At 62.0% G+C, this 19848-nt stretch carries 20 protein-coding genes; 14 read left to right on the forward strand and 6 right to left on the reverse strand.

Translation table 11 applies throughout. The annotated features are described in order from the left end of the window. Positions 1 to 157 precede the first annotated feature (157 nt). Positions 158 to 1159 (forward strand): substrate-binding domain-containing protein, encoded by a 1002-nt coding sequence (locus C6558_RS09675; protein ID WP_025428434.1) that lies wholly within the window; start codon positions 158 to 160, stop codon positions 1157 to 1159. Positions 1160 to 1198: 39 nt separating this feature from the next. On the opposite strand, the gene C6558_RS09680 is transcribed toward C6558_RS09675, so the two are convergent. Then, a complete protein-coding gene (locus tag C6558_RS09680) occupies positions 1199 to 1996 on the reverse strand; it encodes a phosphatase PAP2 family protein (protein ID WP_057208920.1) in 798 nt (265 codons plus the stop codon). 277 nt (positions 1997 to 2273) lie between these two features. After that, positions 2274 to 2762, reverse strand: a complete 489-nt coding sequence (gene fabZ, locus C6558_RS09685; protein ID WP_025428436.1) for a 3-hydroxyacyl-ACP dehydratase FabZ — start codon at positions 2760 to 2762, stop codon at positions 2274 to 2276. A 354-nt stretch (positions 2763 to 3116) separates the two neighbouring features. On the opposite strand from fabZ, the gene C6558_RS09690 reads away from it, so the two are divergent. From C6558_RS09690 to C6558_RS09705, 4 genes are all read left to right on the forward strand, one after another. Then, entirely contained in the window at positions 3117 to 3812 is a 696-nt protein-coding gene (locus C6558_RS09690; protein ID WP_025428437.1) for a response regulator, read from the forward strand. Then, the gene (locus C6558_RS09695) at positions 3809 to 4981 is read left to right on the forward strand and encodes an ATP-binding protein (RefSeq protein WP_171521349.1); all 1173 of its coding nucleotides are present in this window, start codon (positions 3809 to 3811) and stop codon (positions 4979 to 4981) included. The genes C6558_RS09690 and C6558_RS09695 overlap by 4 nt, the downstream gene beginning before the upstream one ends. Before the next feature lie 216 nt (positions 4982 to 5197). Beyond that, the gene (locus tag C6558_RS09700) at positions 5198 to 6202 is read left to right on the forward strand and encodes a DUF535 family protein (protein WP_234908102.1); all 1005 of its coding nucleotides are present in this window, start codon (positions 5198 to 5200) and stop codon (positions 6200 to 6202) included. Positions 6203 to 6346: 144 nt separating this feature from the next. Beyond that, on the forward strand, positions 6347 to 6739 hold the full coding sequence (locus tag C6558_RS09705; RefSeq protein WP_025428440.1) for a GFA family protein: 393 nt from the start codon (positions 6347 to 6349) through the stop codon (positions 6737 to 6739). Between the two features lie 25 nt (positions 6740 to 6764). On the opposite strand, the gene C6558_RS09710 is transcribed toward C6558_RS09705, so the two are convergent. From C6558_RS09710 to C6558_RS09720, 3 genes are all read right to left on the reverse strand, one after another. Continuing rightward, entirely contained in the window at positions 6765 to 7394 is a 630-nt protein-coding gene (locus C6558_RS09710) for a LysE family translocator (protein WP_025428441.1), read from the reverse strand. A gap of 3 nt (positions 7395 to 7397) precedes the next feature. Next, complete coding sequence (locus C6558_RS09715) at positions 7398 to 7847, reverse strand: Lrp/AsnC family transcriptional regulator (RefSeq protein WP_025428442.1); 450 nt, start codon at positions 7845 to 7847, stop codon at positions 7398 to 7400. Positions 7848 to 7936: 89 nt separating this feature from the next. After that, complete coding sequence (locus C6558_RS09720; RefSeq protein ID WP_057208922.1) at positions 7937 to 8995, reverse strand: LacI family DNA-binding transcriptional regulator; 1059 nt, start codon at positions 8993 to 8995, stop codon at positions 7937 to 7939. 242 nt (positions 8996 to 9237) lie between these two features. On the opposite strand from C6558_RS09720, the gene C6558_RS09725 reads away from it, so the two are divergent. From C6558_RS09725 to C6558_RS09760, 8 genes are all read left to right on the forward strand, one after another. Next, entirely contained in the window at positions 9238 to 10230 is a 993-nt protein-coding gene (locus tag C6558_RS09725; RefSeq protein ID WP_025428444.1) for an autoinducer 2 ABC transporter substrate-binding protein, read from the forward strand. Between the two features lie 183 nt (positions 10231 to 10413). After that, on the forward strand, positions 10414 to 11928 hold the full coding sequence (locus tag C6558_RS09730) for a sugar ABC transporter ATP-binding protein (protein WP_025428445.1): 1515 nt from the start codon (positions 10414 to 10416) through the stop codon (positions 11926 to 11928). Next, positions 11921 to 12922, forward strand: coding sequence for an ABC transporter permease (locus C6558_RS09735; protein ID WP_107027176.1), 1002 nt, complete (start codon positions 11921 to 11923; stop codon positions 12920 to 12922). The genes C6558_RS09730 and C6558_RS09735 overlap by 8 nt, the downstream gene beginning before the upstream one ends. Next, the gene (locus C6558_RS09740) at positions 12919 to 13917 is read left to right on the forward strand and encodes an ABC transporter permease (protein ID WP_025428447.1); all 999 of its coding nucleotides are present in this window, start codon (positions 12919 to 12921) and stop codon (positions 13915 to 13917) included. Before C6558_RS09735 ends, C6558_RS09740 begins: the two co-directional genes overlap by 4 nt. Positions 13918 to 13919: 2 nt before the next feature. Continuing rightward, the gene (locus C6558_RS09745; RefSeq protein ID WP_025428448.1) at positions 13920 to 14768 is read left to right on the forward strand and encodes a sugar phosphate isomerase/epimerase; all 849 of its coding nucleotides are present in this window, start codon (positions 13920 to 13922) and stop codon (positions 14766 to 14768) included. 93 nt (positions 14769 to 14861) lie between these two features. Further along, positions 14862 to 16307: an FGGY-family carbohydrate kinase gene (locus C6558_RS09750; protein ID WP_057226875.1), complete on the forward strand. Its 1446-nt coding sequence runs from the start codon at positions 14862 to 14864 to the stop codon at positions 16305 to 16307. Between the two features lie 20 nt (positions 16308 to 16327). Then, on the forward strand, positions 16328 to 17023 hold the full coding sequence (locus C6558_RS09755) for a class II aldolase/adducin family protein (protein ID WP_057208924.1): 696 nt from the start codon (positions 16328 to 16330) through the stop codon (positions 17021 to 17023). Between the two features lie 93 nt (positions 17024 to 17116). After that, complete coding sequence (locus C6558_RS09760) at positions 17117 to 17689, forward strand: gluconokinase (protein WP_162254190.1); 573 nt, start codon at positions 17117 to 17119, stop codon at positions 17687 to 17689. A gap of 370 nt (positions 17690 to 18059) precedes the next feature. On the opposite strand, the gene C6558_RS41400 is transcribed toward C6558_RS09760, so the two are convergent. Beyond that, complete coding sequence (locus C6558_RS41400; RefSeq protein ID WP_025428452.1) at positions 18060 to 18182, reverse strand: hypothetical protein; 123 nt, start codon at positions 18180 to 18182, stop codon at positions 18060 to 18062. A 620-nt stretch (positions 18183 to 18802) separates the two neighbouring features. Between C6558_RS41400 and bcsN the strand changes: the two genes are divergently transcribed. Continuing rightward, the gene (bcsN, locus tag C6558_RS09765; protein ID WP_025428453.1) at positions 18803 to 19780 is read left to right on the forward strand and encodes a cellulose biosynthesis protein BcsN; all 978 of its coding nucleotides are present in this window, start codon (positions 18803 to 18805) and stop codon (positions 19778 to 19780) included. Positions 19781 to 19848: the final 68 nt, after the last annotated feature.

The following is a 19848-nucleotide window of genomic DNA, read 5'->3' on the forward strand; positions in this document are numbered from 1 at the left end:
AGTAATGCAAGCGCGTGCAAGGTGTCACATGGATTGGAATGTTGTCAATCCGAGTCCAAACAAAAGCGGAAAGTTTAATCTGTTGGGTTTGATCGAGCTTGCACAGGTCTGCGATTTGTTGCAAGAAGTTTGCAAGGCCGTGCAAGATTGGTTCCCGATGAGCGACAAGATATTCGTCAGTGCCGAGGAAGTAGCAAGGAAGGCCGGCGTTTCCCGGTCCGCCGTTTCACGCGCGTTTACAGCGGGTGCAAGCATTGCGCCGGAGACACGCCGCAAGGTTATGGAAGCGGCCGAGGTGCTCGGCTATCACGTCAATCATCTGGCCCGCGGACTGATGCGCAACGAAAGCGGCATCGTCTGCCTCGTCGTTTCCGATATGGGCACGCCTTATCGTTCTGCGCTGATCAAGGCGCTGACGCAGCAACTGCAGAACGCCGGCAAGATCGCGATGCTCGTCAACACCGACCGCTCCGACGAACGTGTCGATATGGCGTTGCGGCAGGCGATCCGGTACCGGGCCGATGCCTCGATCGTGCTGTCCGGCATGCCGGACAAGTCGCTCGTCGACCTCTGTGTCAGGAATGGCCAGCGGTTGGTTCTGATCAATCGAAACGACGAGCATCAGGGACCGCTCCGGATAAACCTCGACGAGGACGACACGGCGCAGAGCGTTGTGACGGCGTTCCTGCGGGCTGGCTGTCGCCGTCTCGCCTTTGCCAATTCGGAGGCGGGAACGCCAAGCCTCATGGCGCGCGAAGTGGGCTTCGTTGCCGCCGCGCGGGAGCAGGGGCTCGATGTGACCGTCGAGCGCTTCGGCCCGACGGGTTACGAAAGCGGCAAGGTTCTCGCTCAGCGACTGATGACCCGCCGCGAGCGCCCGGATGCGGTCTTCTGCGTCACCGATCTCGTGGCTCTCGGCTTCATGGACGCGGCCCGACATCAGTTTTCGCTGTCGATCCCCGACGATCTCTGCGTCGTCGGCTTCGACGACATTCCGCAGGCGGCCTGGAACTCCTATGACCTGACGACATTTGCCCAGCCGATCGAGGAGATCGCGGCAGCGGCGGTCGCGTGGCTGATGAGTGATGATGTCGGGCAATCGCAGTCGCTGCGGCTCAACGCCCCCTTCGTCTGGCGCCGGTCCGTGCGCAGCGCCTGAGTAAGCAGAAACCGACCGGCAGCGAGGCTGCCGCCGATCTCATGTTTCGAGATGGCGTCGGCCGCGTGTCAGAGCGGCATCGATGCGCGTGCCGTGGGCTGCAAAGGCCGACCATAGCCACAGCATGATCCAGAGCATCAGCAACCAGGCGAGCACAACATCCGAGAGAAAATGGGCGCCGAAGGCGATGCGATTGAGCGAGAAGGCGAGCACGACGGGGATCAAGGCGATTATCGTCGTCAAGCGCCATCGTGTTGGTAGAAAGACCACCAATGCAATCAACGCAATTGCTGTCGCCGCCTCGCCGGAGGCAAACGAACAACTGCGCGAACAGGCGCCGGACACCTGCCAGGCGGGCGTAAACGGCAGGGTTCCGCCGAACTCGATGATTTCGGAGGGGCGGGCGCGACCGACCAGTCTTTTCAGAAGCTGGATGGCAAGGCCCGGGCCGGCCGCATAGAAGGTCAGGAAAAACAACATTTTGTGCGGGCGTGGCAGCCAGGCGCGCGGCGCGCGCATCTGCACGGCTAGCGTGACTGCTACGGCAGGCAGGATCAAAATCGGGATCAGACGGTTGAAATCGCGCAGCAAACGCAGCGCGTGTTCTCGCGATAGCGGAAAATCCGCGTCACCGGCCGCCGCCCAGCGAGACACGGCAAGATCGATGCCGGGAAACGCCATGAAAATGAAGCCTACGAAGATCGTTGCCGATGCGGCTGCCTGGACCGGCTGTTCCTGGACGTAGGCGTAGCATCGCGCAAGCCATGTCTGGGGATTGGCAGCCTGCCACCGGCGGCCGGCGGCAGGTGTGATGGTGGATCGCAGGAAGCTGGACATTCCGAATGCTCGCGATGAAAAAATCTGAGGAGGTGCGAGCGGGAGAGTTGCGGTTGTCTGTCAAGGAAGGGCGGGGAACTCGAGAAGGCTCGGAGCGCACGGAAAATCAACCATTCGAAGTGGTGCTTAGGGCCGCTGGGGCAGGCATTCCTCCCCACGCGGCGCTGGGCAAGGCTGCGCCACCGCGAGCGCCAAAGTGACTGCTAAGCGGTTAACGCAAGCATCGATAAGAAACGGACGACCCATCGAATCGCCACGCGTGGCTGTCATGGCAAGCTCAAGCCGCCGCCACGGGTTGCTTCCCTTCGGTCTCCAGGTATGCCGAAATCTCGGCCTCGGCAACGAGCGCGCCGTCGACCAGGGCCTCGCCGCGGTAACGCCAGATATTGCGGCGATAGGCGAGCTTGGTCATGTGATAAGCGATGGCGTCGCCAGGGCGGACGGGCTTGCGGAACCGTGCCTTGTCCACCGTCAGCATGTAGATGATTTTGGGCGTCAACCCTTGCGCCAGCTTGGAGGCGGCACACATGACGCCTGCCGTCTGCGCCATGCCCTCGATGATGAGCGCTCCGGGAAAGACCGGATTGCCGGGGAAATGCCCTTGAAACTGCGGCTCGTTGATCGAAACATTCTTGATCCCTACGCAGCTTTCTTCGCCACGGATCGAGACGAGCCTGTCGACGAGCAGGAATGGATAGCGATGCGGGATGCATTGCAGAATCCTGGCAATGTCGGCCGACGTAAGATGGTTCGTTTCAAGAGGCATGAAAGTTTCCTTGTGGTTTTTAATGGTTGGCCCGCGTCCGGCCATGCGAGAAGAGGTGGCGGTCCGCCATTCGGCCCGATCCGGATGAGCGAGCCAGGCGTGTGCAGTTTCGATCGGTCGTGTTGGATGGGGCCGCAAGTTAGCGTTACCGGCACATGCACCGTGCTCGACAGCTATGGTCCGGGGGCGTCGGCGGGGACACTCTGTTCGATTTGTCAAGAAATGGCGGAGAAACGAAGAACGCTTGATGCGGAACGCTCTGTGATGCTGTCGAGCACTGCTCGGATGAATTGCATGCCGGATTTTTTCGTCCCATAAGTTCGAGACCACAACACATGCGCGAGGAATTTGCAGATGGTCGACAAGGGGCTCATCCTTTTGGTCGAGGACGAACCGGAGATCGCGCAGATCCTCGATGCCTATCTCGTGCGCGATGGCTTCAGGACTGTGCGTGCCGCGGATGGTGAAACCGCGCTTACCCACCATTCCGTGCTTTCGCCCGATCTCATTCTTCTCGACGTGCGCATCCCGCGGCTCGACGGTTTCGAAGTGCTGGCGCGCATCCGTCGCGAGAGCAACACTCCAACGATCATGGTGACGGCCCTTGCCGAGGATCTCGATCGACTGGCTGGCCTTAGGCTCGGCGCCGACGACTATGTCGTCAAGCCGTTCAATCCGCAGGAGGTCGTGGCTCGCGTCAATGCGGTGCTGCGGCGGACGCGAAACGGCGCCGGCGCCACGATATTGCGCTTCGAAAACGTCGAGGTCGACCTCGACGCCCATGCCGCCTTTATCGACGACAGCGGCAAGCGCCGGTCCCTGCCGCTGACGCTCAGCGAGTTCCGTATCCTGGCCCACATGATCCGCCGCCCGACGCACGCCTTTGATCGGGCCGACATACTCGACGCCTGCCTTCCGGATAGTGACGCGCTGGCGCGCACCGTCGATACCCACGTCGCCAACCTTCGGCGCAAGCTTGAGGATCTCGGAGCCTGCGGATTCTTCACCGCGGTTCGCGGCGTCGGCTACCGGTTCGTGGAGCCGAGATGAAAATCAGAATGTCGCGGCTGCCGCTCAGCGTTCTCACCGCCATGCTTCAGGCGGTCCTGCTCGTGGTCAGTGTTTGTATCGTCTATTTCGGGGTCATGTGGGTCGAGTCGGACCTTGAGGAGCGGATGCTCAAGCGGATGCCGTCTGGCGCGGCCCAGGCATATACCGACCTCAATGCCGGCCGCATGCCTCAGGAGGAGCACCTTCGGTCGCTCGTCACCAACATCCCGCAGATTGAGGAATGGGGCAACAACGAGATCGACCTGTCGATCATCACGTTCGGTGTCATCGCTGCGGCAACCTGCAGCCTGATCGGCTATTGGCTTGCCCGCAAAATCAGCCGCCCATTGGAATTGCTCGCGCAGGCAACCGAGGATCTGCGCGCGGGCGATTTCGCAGTCCGTGTTGGATCCGTGCGGAAGGGGGCGAAGGAAGTGGCGACGTTGATCAGGACTTTCGATGAACTTGCGGCGGAACTTGAAAGCATGGAAAGCCGTCTGCGCTTCAACACGATGGCCGTCGCCCACGAACTGCGCACACCGCTGACGATATTGCAGGGCAATCTGCAGGGCATGGCCGACGGGGTCTTTCCGCTGGAACAGGAGCGTGTGCGGCAGCTCCTCGTGCAGGTGGAAGGGTTGTCCGCCCTGGTCGAGGATCTGCGCACACTCTCGCTGGCGGCGGGCCAGAAGCTGGTCACCCAGCTCAGCGCCGTCGATCTTTCTGCCGAGGCGACACAGGTGCTCGGCGCCTCCCGCACCATTCTGGCATCCGCAGGCCTCTCGCTTGAGGCAGCGCTCGAACCAGCGGTCGTGTCGGGCGATTCCCAGCGCCTGCGCCAGGCCCTGCTCGCGCTCGTCGAAAATGCCTGCCGCTATGCGGCCTCCGGTGGCGTGCTTCGCTGCGAAACCGGTGCGCGTGGAGCCGATGAAGCCTTCATCCGCGTGCTCGATCGCGGGCCAGGGCTCCCGGACGACGTGTCGACCCATTCGATCGACCTGTTCTGGCGCGGCGATGCGTCACGATCGCGAGCAACCGGCGGAACAGGCCTTGGCCTCTCCGTCGTGCAGGCGATTGCCAAGGCCCACGGCGGCCGGCTGGAGTTCGCAGCGCGCCCCGGCGGCGGAGCGATGATCACCATAATGCTGCCGCGCGAAAGCGCCGCCTGATCACTATCAGAATGACCTTGAATAGGGCCGGGTCAGGTCCTGTGCAGCGTTCGGCGAAAGCCGAGCGGCGATTTGCACGCGGAGATGGATGCGCCACAAACGGCGCTCAATTCCCGATCACATCTCCGCATTCCCTTGACAAACAGAAGGCAAACCCAGCGGCGCCGGATATCCCGGCGATGCTTGGACAAGCATTTGCTTTCAAGGAATTGCATCATGTCCCTGGAAGGTCGTTTGCAGGAATACAGCGCTCGATCGGGTTTGCCATCGCTCCCCTTAGATGGCGGTGACACAGTAGAGGCCCTGCCGCCATCGGTGGGCTTTGTCGCTGCCGCCAATATGCCGGAGCGCGGTCGCTCGGGCCGGCAGATCCTGTGGCAGGTCCTCAAACTCGGCGGGCGGCTCACGTTGAAGCGAGCGGCCGTGTTCTCGATGCGCCTTTTGCTTCAGCCGGTGCTGACGACGCGCTGGCTCGCCTTTCTCGGCGCGTTCGGCGATCGCTACAAATTGGGGCTTCCGCATGACGATCTCATCCGCAAGTCGGTCCCGACCTTTCTGCTGCATGGCGCGTCCTCGCGGCGGCGTCTTGAACTGTTGATGGACCACTTCGATGTGGCGAGCGAAGTCCTGTCCCGCCGCTCGCTGATGGCGCTTTGGCGCGGCACACCGATGGAAATGGGCACCGTTGGCGGGCGCGACGAAAACTATCGCATCCAGTTGCTGCTGGCCGACCACTGCGGCGGCCGCCATGAGGGCGCCTTTGCGATCAGGCTCAGCCGGCAAAGCGATCGCTATGCGCTGTGTACCGTCAGTTTTGCCTTCGTGCGCTGCGGTGAAGGCGCCTATAGCCTGGCGATCGGCGGTATGCAGGGGCCGCGCGGAGGCGATGCGAAACGTGCGTTGATTACCGCGACCCGCGATCTTGGTGGTTTGCGGCCCAAGGACGCCGTTTTGCTGACGCTTCAGGGGCTCGCCTCCGAGGGCAACGCTCCGCACGTCTATGCCGTCTCCAACGAAAGGCATGTGATCAATCGCAGGCGGCGCAAACGCCGCCGGATGATGATGGCCGATCTCGATGCCTATTGGCGCGACAGGGGAGGCGAGCCGTCTGATCCGTTCGGCTTCAGTCTTCCGACCGGCGAGGGCCAGGCCGCGCAAGGCGGAAACAGGCGCGACCAGAGCAAACGTGCGTTTCGCGACATCGGCGCGTGGTTCTACTGACCGCCGGCGCATGACTGCTCTTTTCCTGGACCTCTGACGGAGTGTGTCAATACAGCGCTACGCCAAGTTGCGTGCTGCACGCTATGTTGTGCGAATCGAAACTGCAACTGAGGGTAAAGAGTGACAAGAGCCGTGACCAAGAGGATGAAACCACATACTGGTGGATGCCTTTGCGGGGCGATCCGTTTTGAGGCGCAGGGGCCGGCTGGAAAGCCGCACACGTGCTCCTGCAAACTGTGCCAGCGGCATTCGGGTGCACTGACCGTCGCCTGGGTTGAATTCCCAACGGAAGCTGTTGCCTGGATCGGGCCGGGCGGTGCGCCCTCGACCTATCGCTCCTCGGACTATTCCAGTCGCGCCTTCTGCGCCACGTGCGGGAGCACGATCGGTGCGCTCGATGACGCACCCGTCGTGGCATTGGTGCTCGGCTGTTTCGACAAGACCGGTGCCATTGATCTGATCCCGGTCTCGCATAGCTACCGCGGCGGACGACCGAAATGGTGGCATGTCGAATGCGTTAAGCCGACAGCCGGATAGCCGCCGACAGCTGTTGGCGTAGCTCTTAATCTGAGGCGAGGTTCACAACGACCGATCCGATGGCTATCGCACCGAAGGCAATCAGGACGATACCCGAAAGGCGTGAGACCCAGCTGACAAAACGGTCGGGCAGGCGTTGCCGGGCAAGGGCGATCCCGCCGCTCAAAAGCATCCACCAGGCGAGTGAACCGAGGAATACGCCGGCAACGACGATGGCGGCGTTCGCAAGCCCACCGGCTTTCGCCAGGCCGAGGACGGCGAAGAACGCGGCAAAGGACAGGATCGTCAGCGGATTGGCGATCGTCAGCGCGAAGGTCGCCGCGGTTGTCTGGATGAGGTCGCGCGCACCGACCTGGGCCGCGGCTGTGACCGGGCTCGGTTGAAGCCCACGCCAGCCAAGCCAAATCATGAAGGCGCCGCCGAGCAGGCTGAGCGGTGTCGATACCGTGGCGAGCAGGGTCGCAAAGGCAGCAAAGCCGGCGGCCGCTAGCAGCGCATAGCTGGCGTCAGCAAGCGCCGTGCCCAAGCCGCCGGCGACACCGGCCCAGAAGCCGCGCTCGAGCGTGCGGTTGATGCATAGCACACCGATCGGGCCGAGCGGGGCAGCAATGGCCAGGCCGAGCAACAGGCCTTTTCCAAACAGCAATGCAGACATGGATCAGCGCTCCGGGCTGGTGAACTGGGTTTCCCTTACAGTCGACAAGGCAATCACCGTCTCGCTACGAGCCAGGAAGCGGCGGTGCTTGAGCTCTGCCAGGAAGGGCTCGATATCGCCGAGCGATGGCATGCGTACCTTGACGCAATAGGACCAGGCGCCGGTGACGTGATGGCACTCCGCCACGCAAGGGTGATCGGCCATGAAGGTGCGAAACGCGGCTTCATCCGCATCGGGGGATAGTCCGACCCAGACATAGGCGAGCACGTCGAGCCCGAGCGCGCTATGGTCGGCGTCGATGGTGAAGCGGCGGATCACCCCGCTAGTGACGAGCCGGCGGATACGTTCGTTGACCGAGGAGGGCGAAAGCTCGACCGCAGCACCAATGTCGGTCAAAGACCGGCGGGCGTCCTGCGCGAGAATTCCAATGATTTTTCTGTCTATTTCGTCCATATCCAATGAATACATGGAAATAGAATAGATGTACAGAAAAATCATCGGTGGAAATATTGCGCAGCCGAAAAATCAACGGAGATCGTAGCTCAGTCGATGTCCTTGAGGGCATCGAGCGGGCCAGTGAGCGCCGTGCGCGGTTGGACCAGCTCGGGGCTGATCAGGTGAATGCGTGGCTGGGGCCGCCCTTCTTCGATGACCTCGAACGCCTTGGCGATCATGCCTTCGACGTCCTGCCGGATCATGATGACCGGGAAGGGCAGGAAGGACGCGAAGGGGTCGTAGTCATAGCAGCCGACGGTGAGGTCGGCGAAGTTCTCGTGCGGATGACCGGCCATGAAACGCAACAGGCCCTCGAAGTTGATCGAGGAGTTGACGAACAGGGCGCGCGGCAGCTTGCCGTGTTTTTCGTAGAAGGCTTCGAAGGCGAGCCTGGCATTGTTGGGAGCGTAGCCTGTCGGCTGGATGCAGCCGTCCGGATCCTCTCCCAACAGCTCGCGTTTGACGGCGCGGAAGCCACGGATGCGCTCACGGCTGGCGTGGTCGTCGCGGCCACCGAAGAGGTAGAGCTCATCCGGCCGCAGTGGCTGATCCGCCGGGAAATGGCGGATGATCGCCTCGGTCAGCATCCGGCCGCCTTCGTAGTTGTCGCTGATGACGGACGGAACCTTGGTGCCGGGTAGGTCGATATTGATATGCTTCAGGCCCACGGTCTCGCAGACTTCGTGCACGCCGTCCGGGTCTGTCGCTCCGCAGATGAATAGCTCGTCGATCGAGTAGGAGATCAGCGTCTCTGCAGTCCGGCGCTCTTCTTCCGGGTCGCGACTGGCGCTGACGACGATCGGGCATTGTCCCTTGCTTCTGACATGCGCTTCGAAGGTCTGCGCCATCGAAGAGAAGTAACGGTTGTCATGGACGGGCAGCAGCAGGCCGATGAGGCCCGAGCGCGAACTGCGCAGGCCGCGTGCCTGGCGGTTGGCGGTGTATTGGTGGGTTTCGGCCAGGTCGCGGATCAGCGCCGCCGTGCTCTCCTTGATCCGCCGCTTCTGCCAGGTTCCATTCAGAACCGCACTCACGGTTGAAGGCGAACTGCCTGATAGCACCGACAAGTCGTAGATCGTCGCCTTCTTCTTGCTGCTCTTCGTCATCCACGTGCCTCCCTCATCGTCTTAGTGCCGATTTCCCCTTGACGAAAGATTAAGTCTGCACAATAGTCTTTGCACCATCGATTGTGCAAACAAGAAATATCGATTGTGCATGCGATGGTGTCGTCTGAGGAGGCGGCGATCAGGGAGGCGGGAATTCGTTCCCAGCCAGTTGCGATTTGAAACTGGAGGCCGGCGCTTTTGCAGCCGGGCGTGTCCCCTATGGGGGCGAGTGGAGGAGAGACATGATCAAGAAAATTCTGGTCGCCGCCCTGGCGACATCGCTGTCGCTTGCCGGTGCGGCTGCCGCATTCGCTCAGGACGCCGGAAAGGTCGGCGTCGTGGTCAAGATTGGCGGTATTCCGTGGTTCAACGCCATGGAGGCCGGTATCAAGGAACGTGGCCAAAAGCTCGGCATCGACGCCTTCATGGTCGGCCCGACGAGCGCCGACCCGGCGCTGCAGGTACGCGCCATCGAGGATCTGATCGCCCAGGGCGTGAAGGTCATCGGCGTCGTGCCCAACGATGCCAAGGTTCTGGAGCCGGTTCTGACCAAGGCGAAGGAAAAGGGCATCATCGTCATTACGCATGAATCGCCGAGCCAGAAGGGCGCCGACTGGGATTTCGAGCTGGCGTCCTCGACCGGCTTCGGCGAAGCGCATGGCAAGCTGCTCGCCGAGAAGATGGGCGGCAAGGGCGAATATGCCGTCTTCGTCGGCTCGCTGACCGTGCCGCTGCACAATGCCTGGGCCGATGCAGCGATTGCCTACATCAAGAAGAACCACCCGGATATGACGCTGGTCGGCGAACGCTACGGCGTTGCCGAAGACGTCGACAAGAGCCGCTCGACCGCGCTCGACCTGATTTCCGCCCATCCGGACCTCAAGGGCTTTCTTGCCTTCGGCAGCCAGGGACCGATCGGGGCAGGCCGCGCCGTGGAAGAGCGCCGCAAGGTCGGCGAGATCTTCGTGCTCGGCCCGTTCTCGCCGGGCCAGGGGCAGAAGCTGGTGAAGTCGGACGCGATCTCCGGCGGCTTCATGTGGAATCCGAAGCAGGCGGGCGAAGTGTTCGTGACGCTCGCCGACAAGCTGATGAAGGGTGAGGAAGTCAAGGACGGCGACGAGATCGAAGGTCTCGGCAAGGTCAAGCCGGACTTCGAGAACCACAACATCATCGTCGATCAGCTCGTGCCGATCAACAAGGATACAGTCGCGGACCTTGCGGCCATGGGTCTCTGACCCGCTACAGCGTCGCACGTCCTATTGGACGCGCAAAGACCGCTGTAACGCTATGAATTGTTGCATGTTTTATCCCTAGATCAGCAGCGATTTAAGGAAACATGCAGTGGGTTCTCCCGGCTGCTGGGCCGGCTTCGGCCGGCCTGGCACGTCCCTTCAAAACGGTATTCGGGGCACACGTTCATGCATCAGCTTGCGACCGCGGGAGGCAGCGAAATGCCGCTTCTGTCCCTGCACGACATCAACATGACTTTCGGTGGCGTCAAAGCGCTCAAAAATGTGAGCTTCGACGTTCGTCCGGGCGAGGTCCATTGCCTCGCGGGCGAAAACGGTTGCGGCAAGAGCACCCTGATCAAGATCATTACCGGCGTCTACCGCCCGGCCGAAGGCGCCTCGATCGAATATGACGGCGAGACCTATTCGCACATGTCGCCGGTGACCGCTCAGGATCGCGGCATTCAGGTCATCTGGCAGGACCTGGCGCTTTTCCCCGAAATGAGCGTCGCTGAAAACATCGCCTTCCAGACCGTTCTCGGCCGCTGGCCGAAGCTGGTCGATTATGGCCGCATGCGCAAGATCGCGACGGATGCGCTTGAGCGCCTCGGCATCACGCTCGACGTCGACCTGCCGCTCAAGGAATATGCGATTGCCCAGCGCCAGATCGTGGCGATTGCCCGCGCGCTCGTCGGCGAAGCGAAGCTCGTCTTCATGGATGAACCGACCGCATCGCTGACCCAGTCGGAGACCGATCATCTGCTCGACATCGTTCGTGGCCTTTCGGCCTCCGGCGTCGCCGTCGTCTTCGTCAGCCACCGCCTTGCGGAAGTGCTGGAAATTTCAAGCCGCATCACCGTGCTGCGCGACGGTGCGCTGGTCGGCGTCTATCCCGCCGCCGGCATGACGCAATCGCGCATCACCGAACTGATGACCGGCAAGACCTTCGACCAGCAGGTTCGCGCCAAATCCGGGCAGGATCAGCCCGTCGTGCTGGAGGTAAAGGGCCTGAGCCGCCCCGGCCAGTTTGATGACATATCGCTGACCGTCAGGCGCGGTGAGACGCTGGGGATTACCGGTCTTCTCGGCGCCGGTCGAACCGAACTCGCGCAGACGCTCTTCGGCATGCTGCAACCGGTGGTCGGCACGATTACGCTCGAGGGCAAGCCGGTCCGTTTCGCCTCCAATCGCGATGCCATCAAGGCGGGCGTCGCCTATCTCTCCGAAGACCGGCTGTCGCTCGGCCTCATCCAGCCGCAGTCGATCGCCGACAATCTCGTCATCAGCTCGCTCGGCAAGATCGTTTCGGGCGGCTTTCTTTCGGATGAGCGCAAGCGCAAGCTCGTCGCCGGCTGGATTGCCGATCTCGGCGTCAAGATCGGCCTGCAAGGCGACGCGATCTCGACGCTGTCAGGCGGCAATCAGCAGCGTATCGCCATCGCCAAATGGCTGGCGACCGATCCGAAGCTGCTCATCCTCGACGCGCCCACCGTCGGCGTCGACGTCGGCGCACGCGCCGGCATCTTCGACATCGTCGCCAAGCTCGCAGAGACGGGGCTCGCGATCATTCTGATCTCCGACGAGGTTCCGGAGGTCTATTTCAACGCGGACCGCGTCCTGCACATGGCGCAGGGTCGCATCGTCGGCAGCTATGATCCCCGCAGCGTTCCGCTCGCCGAAATCGAGGGGGCGGTCTATGCATAGTTTCGCCCGCACCCACGCGACGGAAGTCGCGCTGCTCGCCGTCATCGCCGTCATCTGCACGGTGCTGTCGTTGGCGACGGCCAATTTCTTCTCGCTCGGCAACGCCTTCGATCTCCTGAACACCAGTTCGGTCAACATCATCTTTGCCGTCGGCCTGCTGGTCGTGCTCATCGCCGGCGGCATCGACATCTCCTTCGCTGTTGCCGCCTCGGTGGTGCAGTACGGTACGGCGATCGCGCTTGGCTGGATCGGCGGCGGCGGCTGGATCTCCGGCCTGATCATCGCCGGATCGATCGGCATATGCCTTGGCGCCATCAATGCGCTGCTGATCCACCGTTTCCGCATCATTTCGATCGTCGCGACGATCTCGACCTTCAATATCTACTTCGGCCTGCTGATGTTCTTCACCAAGGGCGTTTCGATCTACGACCTGCCGGAATGGCTGACGGATCGCGTCGTGCTCTTCGAGCATGAAATGGCCGACGGCAGTTGGATCGAGATCACCCTTCCGGTGCTGGTAATGGTGCTGTGCGTCATCGCCACTTGGGTGCTGATCACGCGCACGACCACCGGTCGCCAGCTCTATGCCTTCGGTGATAATCCGGAAGGCGCGCGCCGCTTCGGCATCAACATCGGTGCCATGCAGTTCATCGCCTTCGGCTGGCTCGGTCTGATGGCCGGCATCGGCGGGCTGGTGCAGGCACACTATACGCAGGAAGTGGTGCCGAACGCGCTCTACGGACGCGAACTCGATGTCCTCGCTGCCGTCGTTCTCGGCGGTGCAAGGCTCGGCGGCGGCAAGGGCTCGGTGCTTGGCTGCGTGCTCGGTGTGCTCTTGATCGCGATCACCCAGAACGGGCTGAACCTGATGGGCGTTTCCCCCTTTGCGTTCAAGATGATCGTCGGCGCCATCATCCTGATCGCCATCACCCTTTCCAACACCAGCATCGAACGGCTCCTGCCCTTCGCCAGCCAGAAAGGTGCACGCCGATGACAAGGTTTTCGGATCGCCTGAAGGCATGGATCGGACCAGAGATGGCAGGCCCAGGCTTGGCGCTGGTTGCCGTCATCCTGGTGTTCGGCCTGGCGTCGCCTCAGTTTCTGAGTGCCGCGACCTTTGGCTCGGTGGCGTTCCAGCTGCCCGAACTTGGGTTGCTGACCCTGGCGATGCTGCTGCCGATCCTGACCGGTGGCCTCAACCTTGCCGTAACCTTCACCGCCAACATTGCCGGGCTGACGCTTGCCTGGGTGCTGCAGGCAAACGGTGGCGCGGATGCCGGTGCCGGTGCCTTTGCGCTCGGCTGTGTGCTCGCTGTCACAGTCGGGGCCGCAAGCGGCGTCGTGATGGGCCTGGTCATCGCCTTTACCCGCGCACACCCGATCCTCGTCTCGTTGTCGATGATGATCTTCCTGCGCGGTCTCGGCGAATTTCTGACGCGCGGTGGAGACGTTTCGGGTTTTCCCCCATTCATCGGGCCGCTCGGCCATGGTTCGATCGCTGGCGTACCGGTCCCGTTGATCGTCTTCATCGTCTGCGTGCTCGCCTGGCATGTGCTGCTGACCCGAACCAGGCTCGGCTTCAACACCTACATGATCGGCTCAAACCTTGAGGCAACGCGCTATTCCGGTATCAACACCCGCAAGGTGATCGTGCTTGTCTACACGCTCTCGGGCGCCATGTGTGCGATTGCCGGCATCATCATGCTGGCGCGGTTCAACTCGGTGCGCATCGGCCATGGCGAATCCTATCTGTTGATCACCGTGCTCGCCTGTTTCCTCGGCGGCGTCAATCCGTTCGGCGGCTTCGGCCGGGTCATTCCGGTGTTCGTGGCGCTCGTCGTGCTGCAGCTGCTGTCGTCCGGTCTTAATCTCATCGGCGCCAATCAGCACCTCGCCACGGCGGTCTGGGGATTGCTGCTCGTCGGCGTCATGGTGCTGCGCTTCGCCGCCTCCAAGTTCAAGATTTCATTTGTCAGAAAAGGAACGTGATCATGCAGGGTTTTGGCGTCCATACGAGCATGTGGACCATGAATTGGGACCGGCCCGGTGCCGAGCGTGCGGTCGCAGCTGCGGTCAAGTACAAGGTGGATTTCATCGAGATCCCGATGCTCAATCCGCCGGCCGTCGACACCGCCCACACCAAGGCGCTGCTGGAGAAGAACAAGCTGCGCGCGGTCTGCTCGCTCGGTCTTCCTGAACGCGCCTGGGCTTCCGTCAGGCCAGATGCGGCGATCGAGCACCTGAAGATCGCGATCGACAAGACGGCCGATCTCGGCGGCGAGGCGCTGTCCGGCGTCATCTATGGCGGCATCGGCGAGCGTACCGGCGTACCGCCGACCGAAGCCGAATACGACAATATCGCCCGCGTGCTGACGGCGGCGGCAAAACACGCCAAATCGCGCGGCATCGAACTCGGCGTCGAGGCCGTGAACCGCTACGAAAACCACCTGATCAACACCGGCAGGCAGGCCGTCGACATGATCAAGCGCGTCGGCGCCGACAATGTCTTCGTGCATCTCGACACCTACCACATGAACATCGAGGAAAAGGGCATCGGCACCGGCATTCTCGATGCGCGCGAGCACATCAAATACATCCACCTATCCGAAAGCGATCGCGGCACGCCGGGCTATGGCAATTGCGCCTGGGACGAGATCTTTGCGACGCTTGCGGCGATCGGCTTCAAGGGTGGCCTTGCCATGGAGAGCTTCATCAACATGCCGCCGGAAGTCGCCTATGGCCTCGCCGTCTGGCGCCCCGTCGCCAGGGACGAGGAAGAGGTGATGGGCAACGGCTTGCCGTTCCTGCGCAACAAGGCCAAGCAATACGGGCTGATCTAGAGCGTTTCCGGGCCTCGTTTAAACCGGAAACGCTCAAATTGGGCGGCGATCCGATCCTTGGCGGCCGGGCATGTGACGGGAGGTGCGGACATCATGCCAACACCATCACGCAACGAGCAGGGCACGATCGCGGTGCTCGACGTCGGCAAGACCAACGTCAAGCTCAATGCCGTCACGGCAGATGGTGTCGTGCTTGAGACGCTCAGCATCCCCAACCCGGTGCTGCCCGGACCACCCTGGCGCCATCACGATCTCGGCGCCATTAGCGAGTGGGTCTTTTCCGGCATCGGACAACTCTGCCGGCGTCACCCACTTTCGGCCTTCGTTGCCTCCGGACACGGTTCCGGAGGCGTCCTTGTTGGTGACGATCCCGAGATCGGCGAGGGCGCCACCCTGCCGATGATCGACTATGAACAGCCGCTGCCGGAGGCGATCAAAGCCGGTTATGTCCCGCTGTCCGGATCGTTCTTCGACCGCGGCAGCGCGACGATGCATGCGGCAACCCATCAGGCCCGGCAGCTCTACTGGATGCAGGAGTGCGAACCGGAAGCCTTCTCGCGGGCGCGCTGGTATCTCGGTCTGCCGCAATACTGGGCATGGCGGCTTTCGGGCGTGGCGACCTCGGAGGCGAGCCTGCTTGGCGCGCAGTCGCATCTCTGGAACGTGGCGGAGCGGCATTTCGCACCGATCGTCGCGGCGCGTGGCTGGGGCCGGCTGATGCCGCCCTTCGCCGACGCCTGGCAGGATCTCGGGCCGGTGCGCGCAGATTTGGCGCGGCGTCACGGCTTGCCGCAGGGGCTTCGTATCCTGGTCGGTGCGCATGACAGCAGCCTCAACCACTACCGCTATCATGCCGCCGGACTGCACGAGTTCACCGTCATTTCCACCGGCACCTGGATTGTCGGTTTCTCCGGTCAGACCTCGATCGACAAGCTCGAAGAAAACAGGGGCATGACCTTGAACAGCGACGTCTTCGGCAATCCGCTCGGTGGCGTGCTGACCATGGGCGGGCGAGAATTTTCGCTGGTGGCCGGCCCCGGGCAACCAAGCGACCCTGTGCCCGAACAGATCGTCCGGCGATTGATCGCCGGCAGAACGATGGCGCTGCCTTCCTTCGGCGACGACAACGGCTTGTTTCCGGGCAGCGCCGGGCAGGGACGTATATCAGGGCCGAAGCCGGAGACTGCCATGGAGCGGAAGGCGGTGGCGCTCGTCTATTGTGCGCTCTTGACCGCCGAATGCATCGAGGCCCTGGGGGCGGGATCTCTGGTCGTTCTCGACGGCAGCTTCCTGGGCGACCCGCTTTATGCCCGCCTTGTCGCCGCACTGCTGCCGGACCGACAGGTCCGGTTCAATCTCGATGCCTACGGCGTTGCATCCGGCGCGGCCCTGCTTGCCGGCCAACATTCCCGCAGGCGGCCAGCGCCGCTTTCGCTGGCCGAGGCCAGCGATGTCGCATCACTCACGGCTGCGATCTCCGACTACGCGACTGAGTGGCGTGCGAGGGCGCGTCAGCCAGCCGAACCCGTTTTCCACTGACACTTCGAAAGGAACGACTGATGAACCAGCCCGATGTACTCTCCCTTCGCCGCGAGATGGTGGATATCTGCCGCCGGATGAATTCGAGCGGCATCAACCAGGGGACGGCCGGCAACCTGTCGGTGCGCATCGGCGATGGTTTCCTGGTCACGCCCTCGTCGCTCGCCTATGAGACGATGCAGCCGGAAGATCTGGTCGAGATGGATTTTAAGGGCAACTACACAGGCCTTCGACCGTCATCCGAATGGCGTTTCCATCGCGATATCCTGCGCGAGCGCACGGATATCAACGTGGTTCTTCATTGCCACTCTATCTATGCCACCACGCTTGCTTGCCACCACAAAACCATCCCCAGCTTCCACTATATGACCGGCATTGCCGGTGGCACGACGATCCGCTGCGCCGAATATGCGACGTTCGGGACCCAGGCGCTGTCCAACAACGCGCTGGTGGCGCTCAAGGACCGCACCGCCTGCCTGCTCGGTCAGCATGGTCAGATCTCGCTCGGCAAGACGCTGGAATCGGCATTGTGGATGGCGATCGAAATCGAGACCCTCTCGCGCATGTATGTCCAGGCCCTCACGCTCGGCGAGCCGCCGGTTCTGCCCGACGACGAGATGCAGCGGGTGATCGCCCAGATGCGCCGGATGAGTTATGGCCAGGCACCTGATGATGAGGGCGTCAACGATCTCGCTCGCCCGCGGGCCGCCAGTTGACAGCAGCCGGGCTTGTGTCGTTGCTGGTGCAGCGCTATCAGCGACGTCGCGATTAGGCACCGGAGAGACGAGCGATCCATGGCGAGCCCCGATATGTCATCCCGTAGTCATGCGCCGAGGTTCCGTTGCTCGATTGTCGTCATGGGCGTTTCCGGCAGCGGCAAGACTTCTGTCGGCGAGGCGGTGGCACGGGGCTTTGGCTATCGCTTCATCGAAGGCGATGCTTTGCACCCGCAAGCCAATATCGCCAAGATGTCAGCCGGCATCCCGCTCACCGATGAGGACAGATGGCCCTGGCTCCGTGAGATCGGAAAGCAGCTTTCCTCGAGCGCCGACCCGCTCGTCGTTTCGTGCTCGGCGTTGAAGCGGAGCTATCGCGATCTGTTGCGCGAGAATGCAGGGGGAGATCTGGTCTTCGTCTATCTCCATGGCAGCCGCGACGTTCTCGCCGGCCGAATGCAACACCGCGAGGGGCATTTCATGCCGGCGTCACTGCTCGACACGCAGTTGGCGACGCTTGAAGAGCCGATCGGCGAGCCGCTCACGGTCGTCGTCGATGTCGATCAGCCCACGGTCGACGTGGTCAAGGCAACGCTTGCCGCACTCGACGGCCTGGGTTTGTCGAACAATGCTGCGTCATCTGATACCGCATTCGGATCGCGCTAGACCCGTCATCATCTGGATCTCCAGCAATTGCTGTGTCAGCTCCGACCGGGTGTCGGAAAGGCACCGCAAGTGCAGCAGTGCCGACCGTGAAACCGGCAGTACCGCTATTGATGACCGTCTGGATGCTAGCAGCCCTGTCTATCGGTCTCCCCGGCTTTTGTTCAGTGCCACAAACGGATTTGATCAAAGCCGGCACATCGGGCGTGAGAGCGATAGGCGTGGCTGGCCGCGCCCATGGGCTTGACATCCGATGGTTCCGATCATGGCGTTGTCCAAGCGGCGTTGAAGCCAGAAACGCGGCGTGCCTTGCTGTTCAAGGTGTGGCTGCAGACGCAGATCGCATAAACAGGCCTGCTGTTGGTGCGCCTCGCTAGAGGATGCGACCAAACAAGGAGCCGTAGGCGATGACGGCGATCGCGAGAGTAAACCCGGCACCCACGAAGATGGGGGTGAAATCGTAGTCATGGAAACGGGCGGGAAGTAGGCTTCGCATGGCGAGCTCCAATTTTCACTCTGCTTGCGACGGCCGCCGGACGGTGCGGGCAGCACGCTGCGATGACGAAAATGCCTCAAAGGAACCCGCAGCAGAGGCTTTGGCTCGTTCAAGAATTCGATCAGGTGGATCAAATCTATTTCAGCGTAAATCTCGGCGCAGATTTTTGTTGAAGATGAGCTTCACCAAAGATTTTGTACGCAGAAAGTTTTTCTATCCTGCGCTTCGGATATTAATAAGTAAACGTCTGGCTGCGGCAAATCTTCATGGATTGCATCGCTTCTGATGTTTTCTATTATTACCTGTTCGGCGAAAGAATTTATTTGAGTATTTTTCCGATTTTCACCCGGTCTTTGTATGTGAGGCGCGATAGCTATGCGCCTGTAGCGCCGTTTATGTCGCCTTTTTCAACATAGCGGCGGGCTCGCGGCGGTTGATCTGAAATGGCTCTGTAGGTTGCGCCGGATTGCCCGAGTTGGCGACCGCTGATGGACGCGTTTTCGCGGGGCTACTGTGCCAACTGCAATAGCTGCAACGGTCACCCCGCCACCAGAGCTCGAAAAGCCATCCCCTATCCTTTGCGGGTTTGCGAAATTGCCTGAATCACCTAATGCTCGGGCATGGCAGGACGATTTTTCAGCAGGCGATTCGACGTATCGGACGACCGCTCCACGATCACCAACAAGCCGCTGGGCGTGGTCGCGCCTACAGCTCTGCTTGCGGCAGGCCTCCTCATGTCCGGCTGCGCGACGCACAATGACGTCGGTACGCCGACCAATGCGACGATTGTTCCGGCCGAGAATGCGCTGATCCTGCCGCCGCCAGGCGGGCCCGCCGTTCTGAATGTGGTCGAGCGGCGAAGAACCAACGCCATCGAGCAGGATATCTACCTCTACACTTCGGCCGCGACGCCGGGGCAGAACTTCCTGCGCGCGCAGTTCTTCGGGCCGATGGAGACCAGGTTCGACCAGCAGAAGAGCAGCGGCTACGTTGCGGTCAGGAGCTCCGAGATGATGCGGCAGGCGCGGCGTGCGCTTCCCGGTGTGTCGTTGGAGCAGTCGTCGGACTTTCTGCAGAACAATTACGGGCCCTTCGGTTATGCTTATGGCCGTGGCCGCGGCGACGACGCCTGCATTTTCGCCTGGCAGCAGATACGCGGGGCGGAAAATCATCGTTCTCCCCTTAAAGGCTACGGCACCATTCAGATCCGCTTCCGCTATTGCGCAACTGGCGCAAGCGAAAACGACCTTCTCGCACCCGTCTATGGCTATACGATCGTCGGCACATTCGGCGATCCCGCCTGGAACCCTTACGGCGCCCCGCCGCCGCTGGAGGCGGGCATCGGCCGCGTTGGCAACCCGATTTACCGCAAGGAGCCGGCGCCCACTGACACGCGACCCGTGACCGTGATGACGGCGCCTGCGCCGACCAGGCGCGTGGTCCGCGTCGAGCAACCCGCGCGTCAGCAGCCAGTCGCCGTGCCGGCGACGGCGAATTCGATCAGGTTGCCGGAACCGGGTGGCGCGGCAAAGACTGGAGCGACCGTGATTGTGCCGTTACCTGCCTGCGATGCACCGGCGGGGGGCAATTGTCCTTAATCAGCTCCTAACGATCGTTTGGTATGGGCTCGTATCGGGCTTGCAAAAGCCCAGATGAAGTCAGGTCA

The organism is Ensifer sp. NM-2 (genome assembly GCF_003024455.1).
Taxonomy (GTDB): Bacteria; Pseudomonadota; Alphaproteobacteria; order Rhizobiales; family Rhizobiaceae; genus Ensifer; species Ensifer canadensis.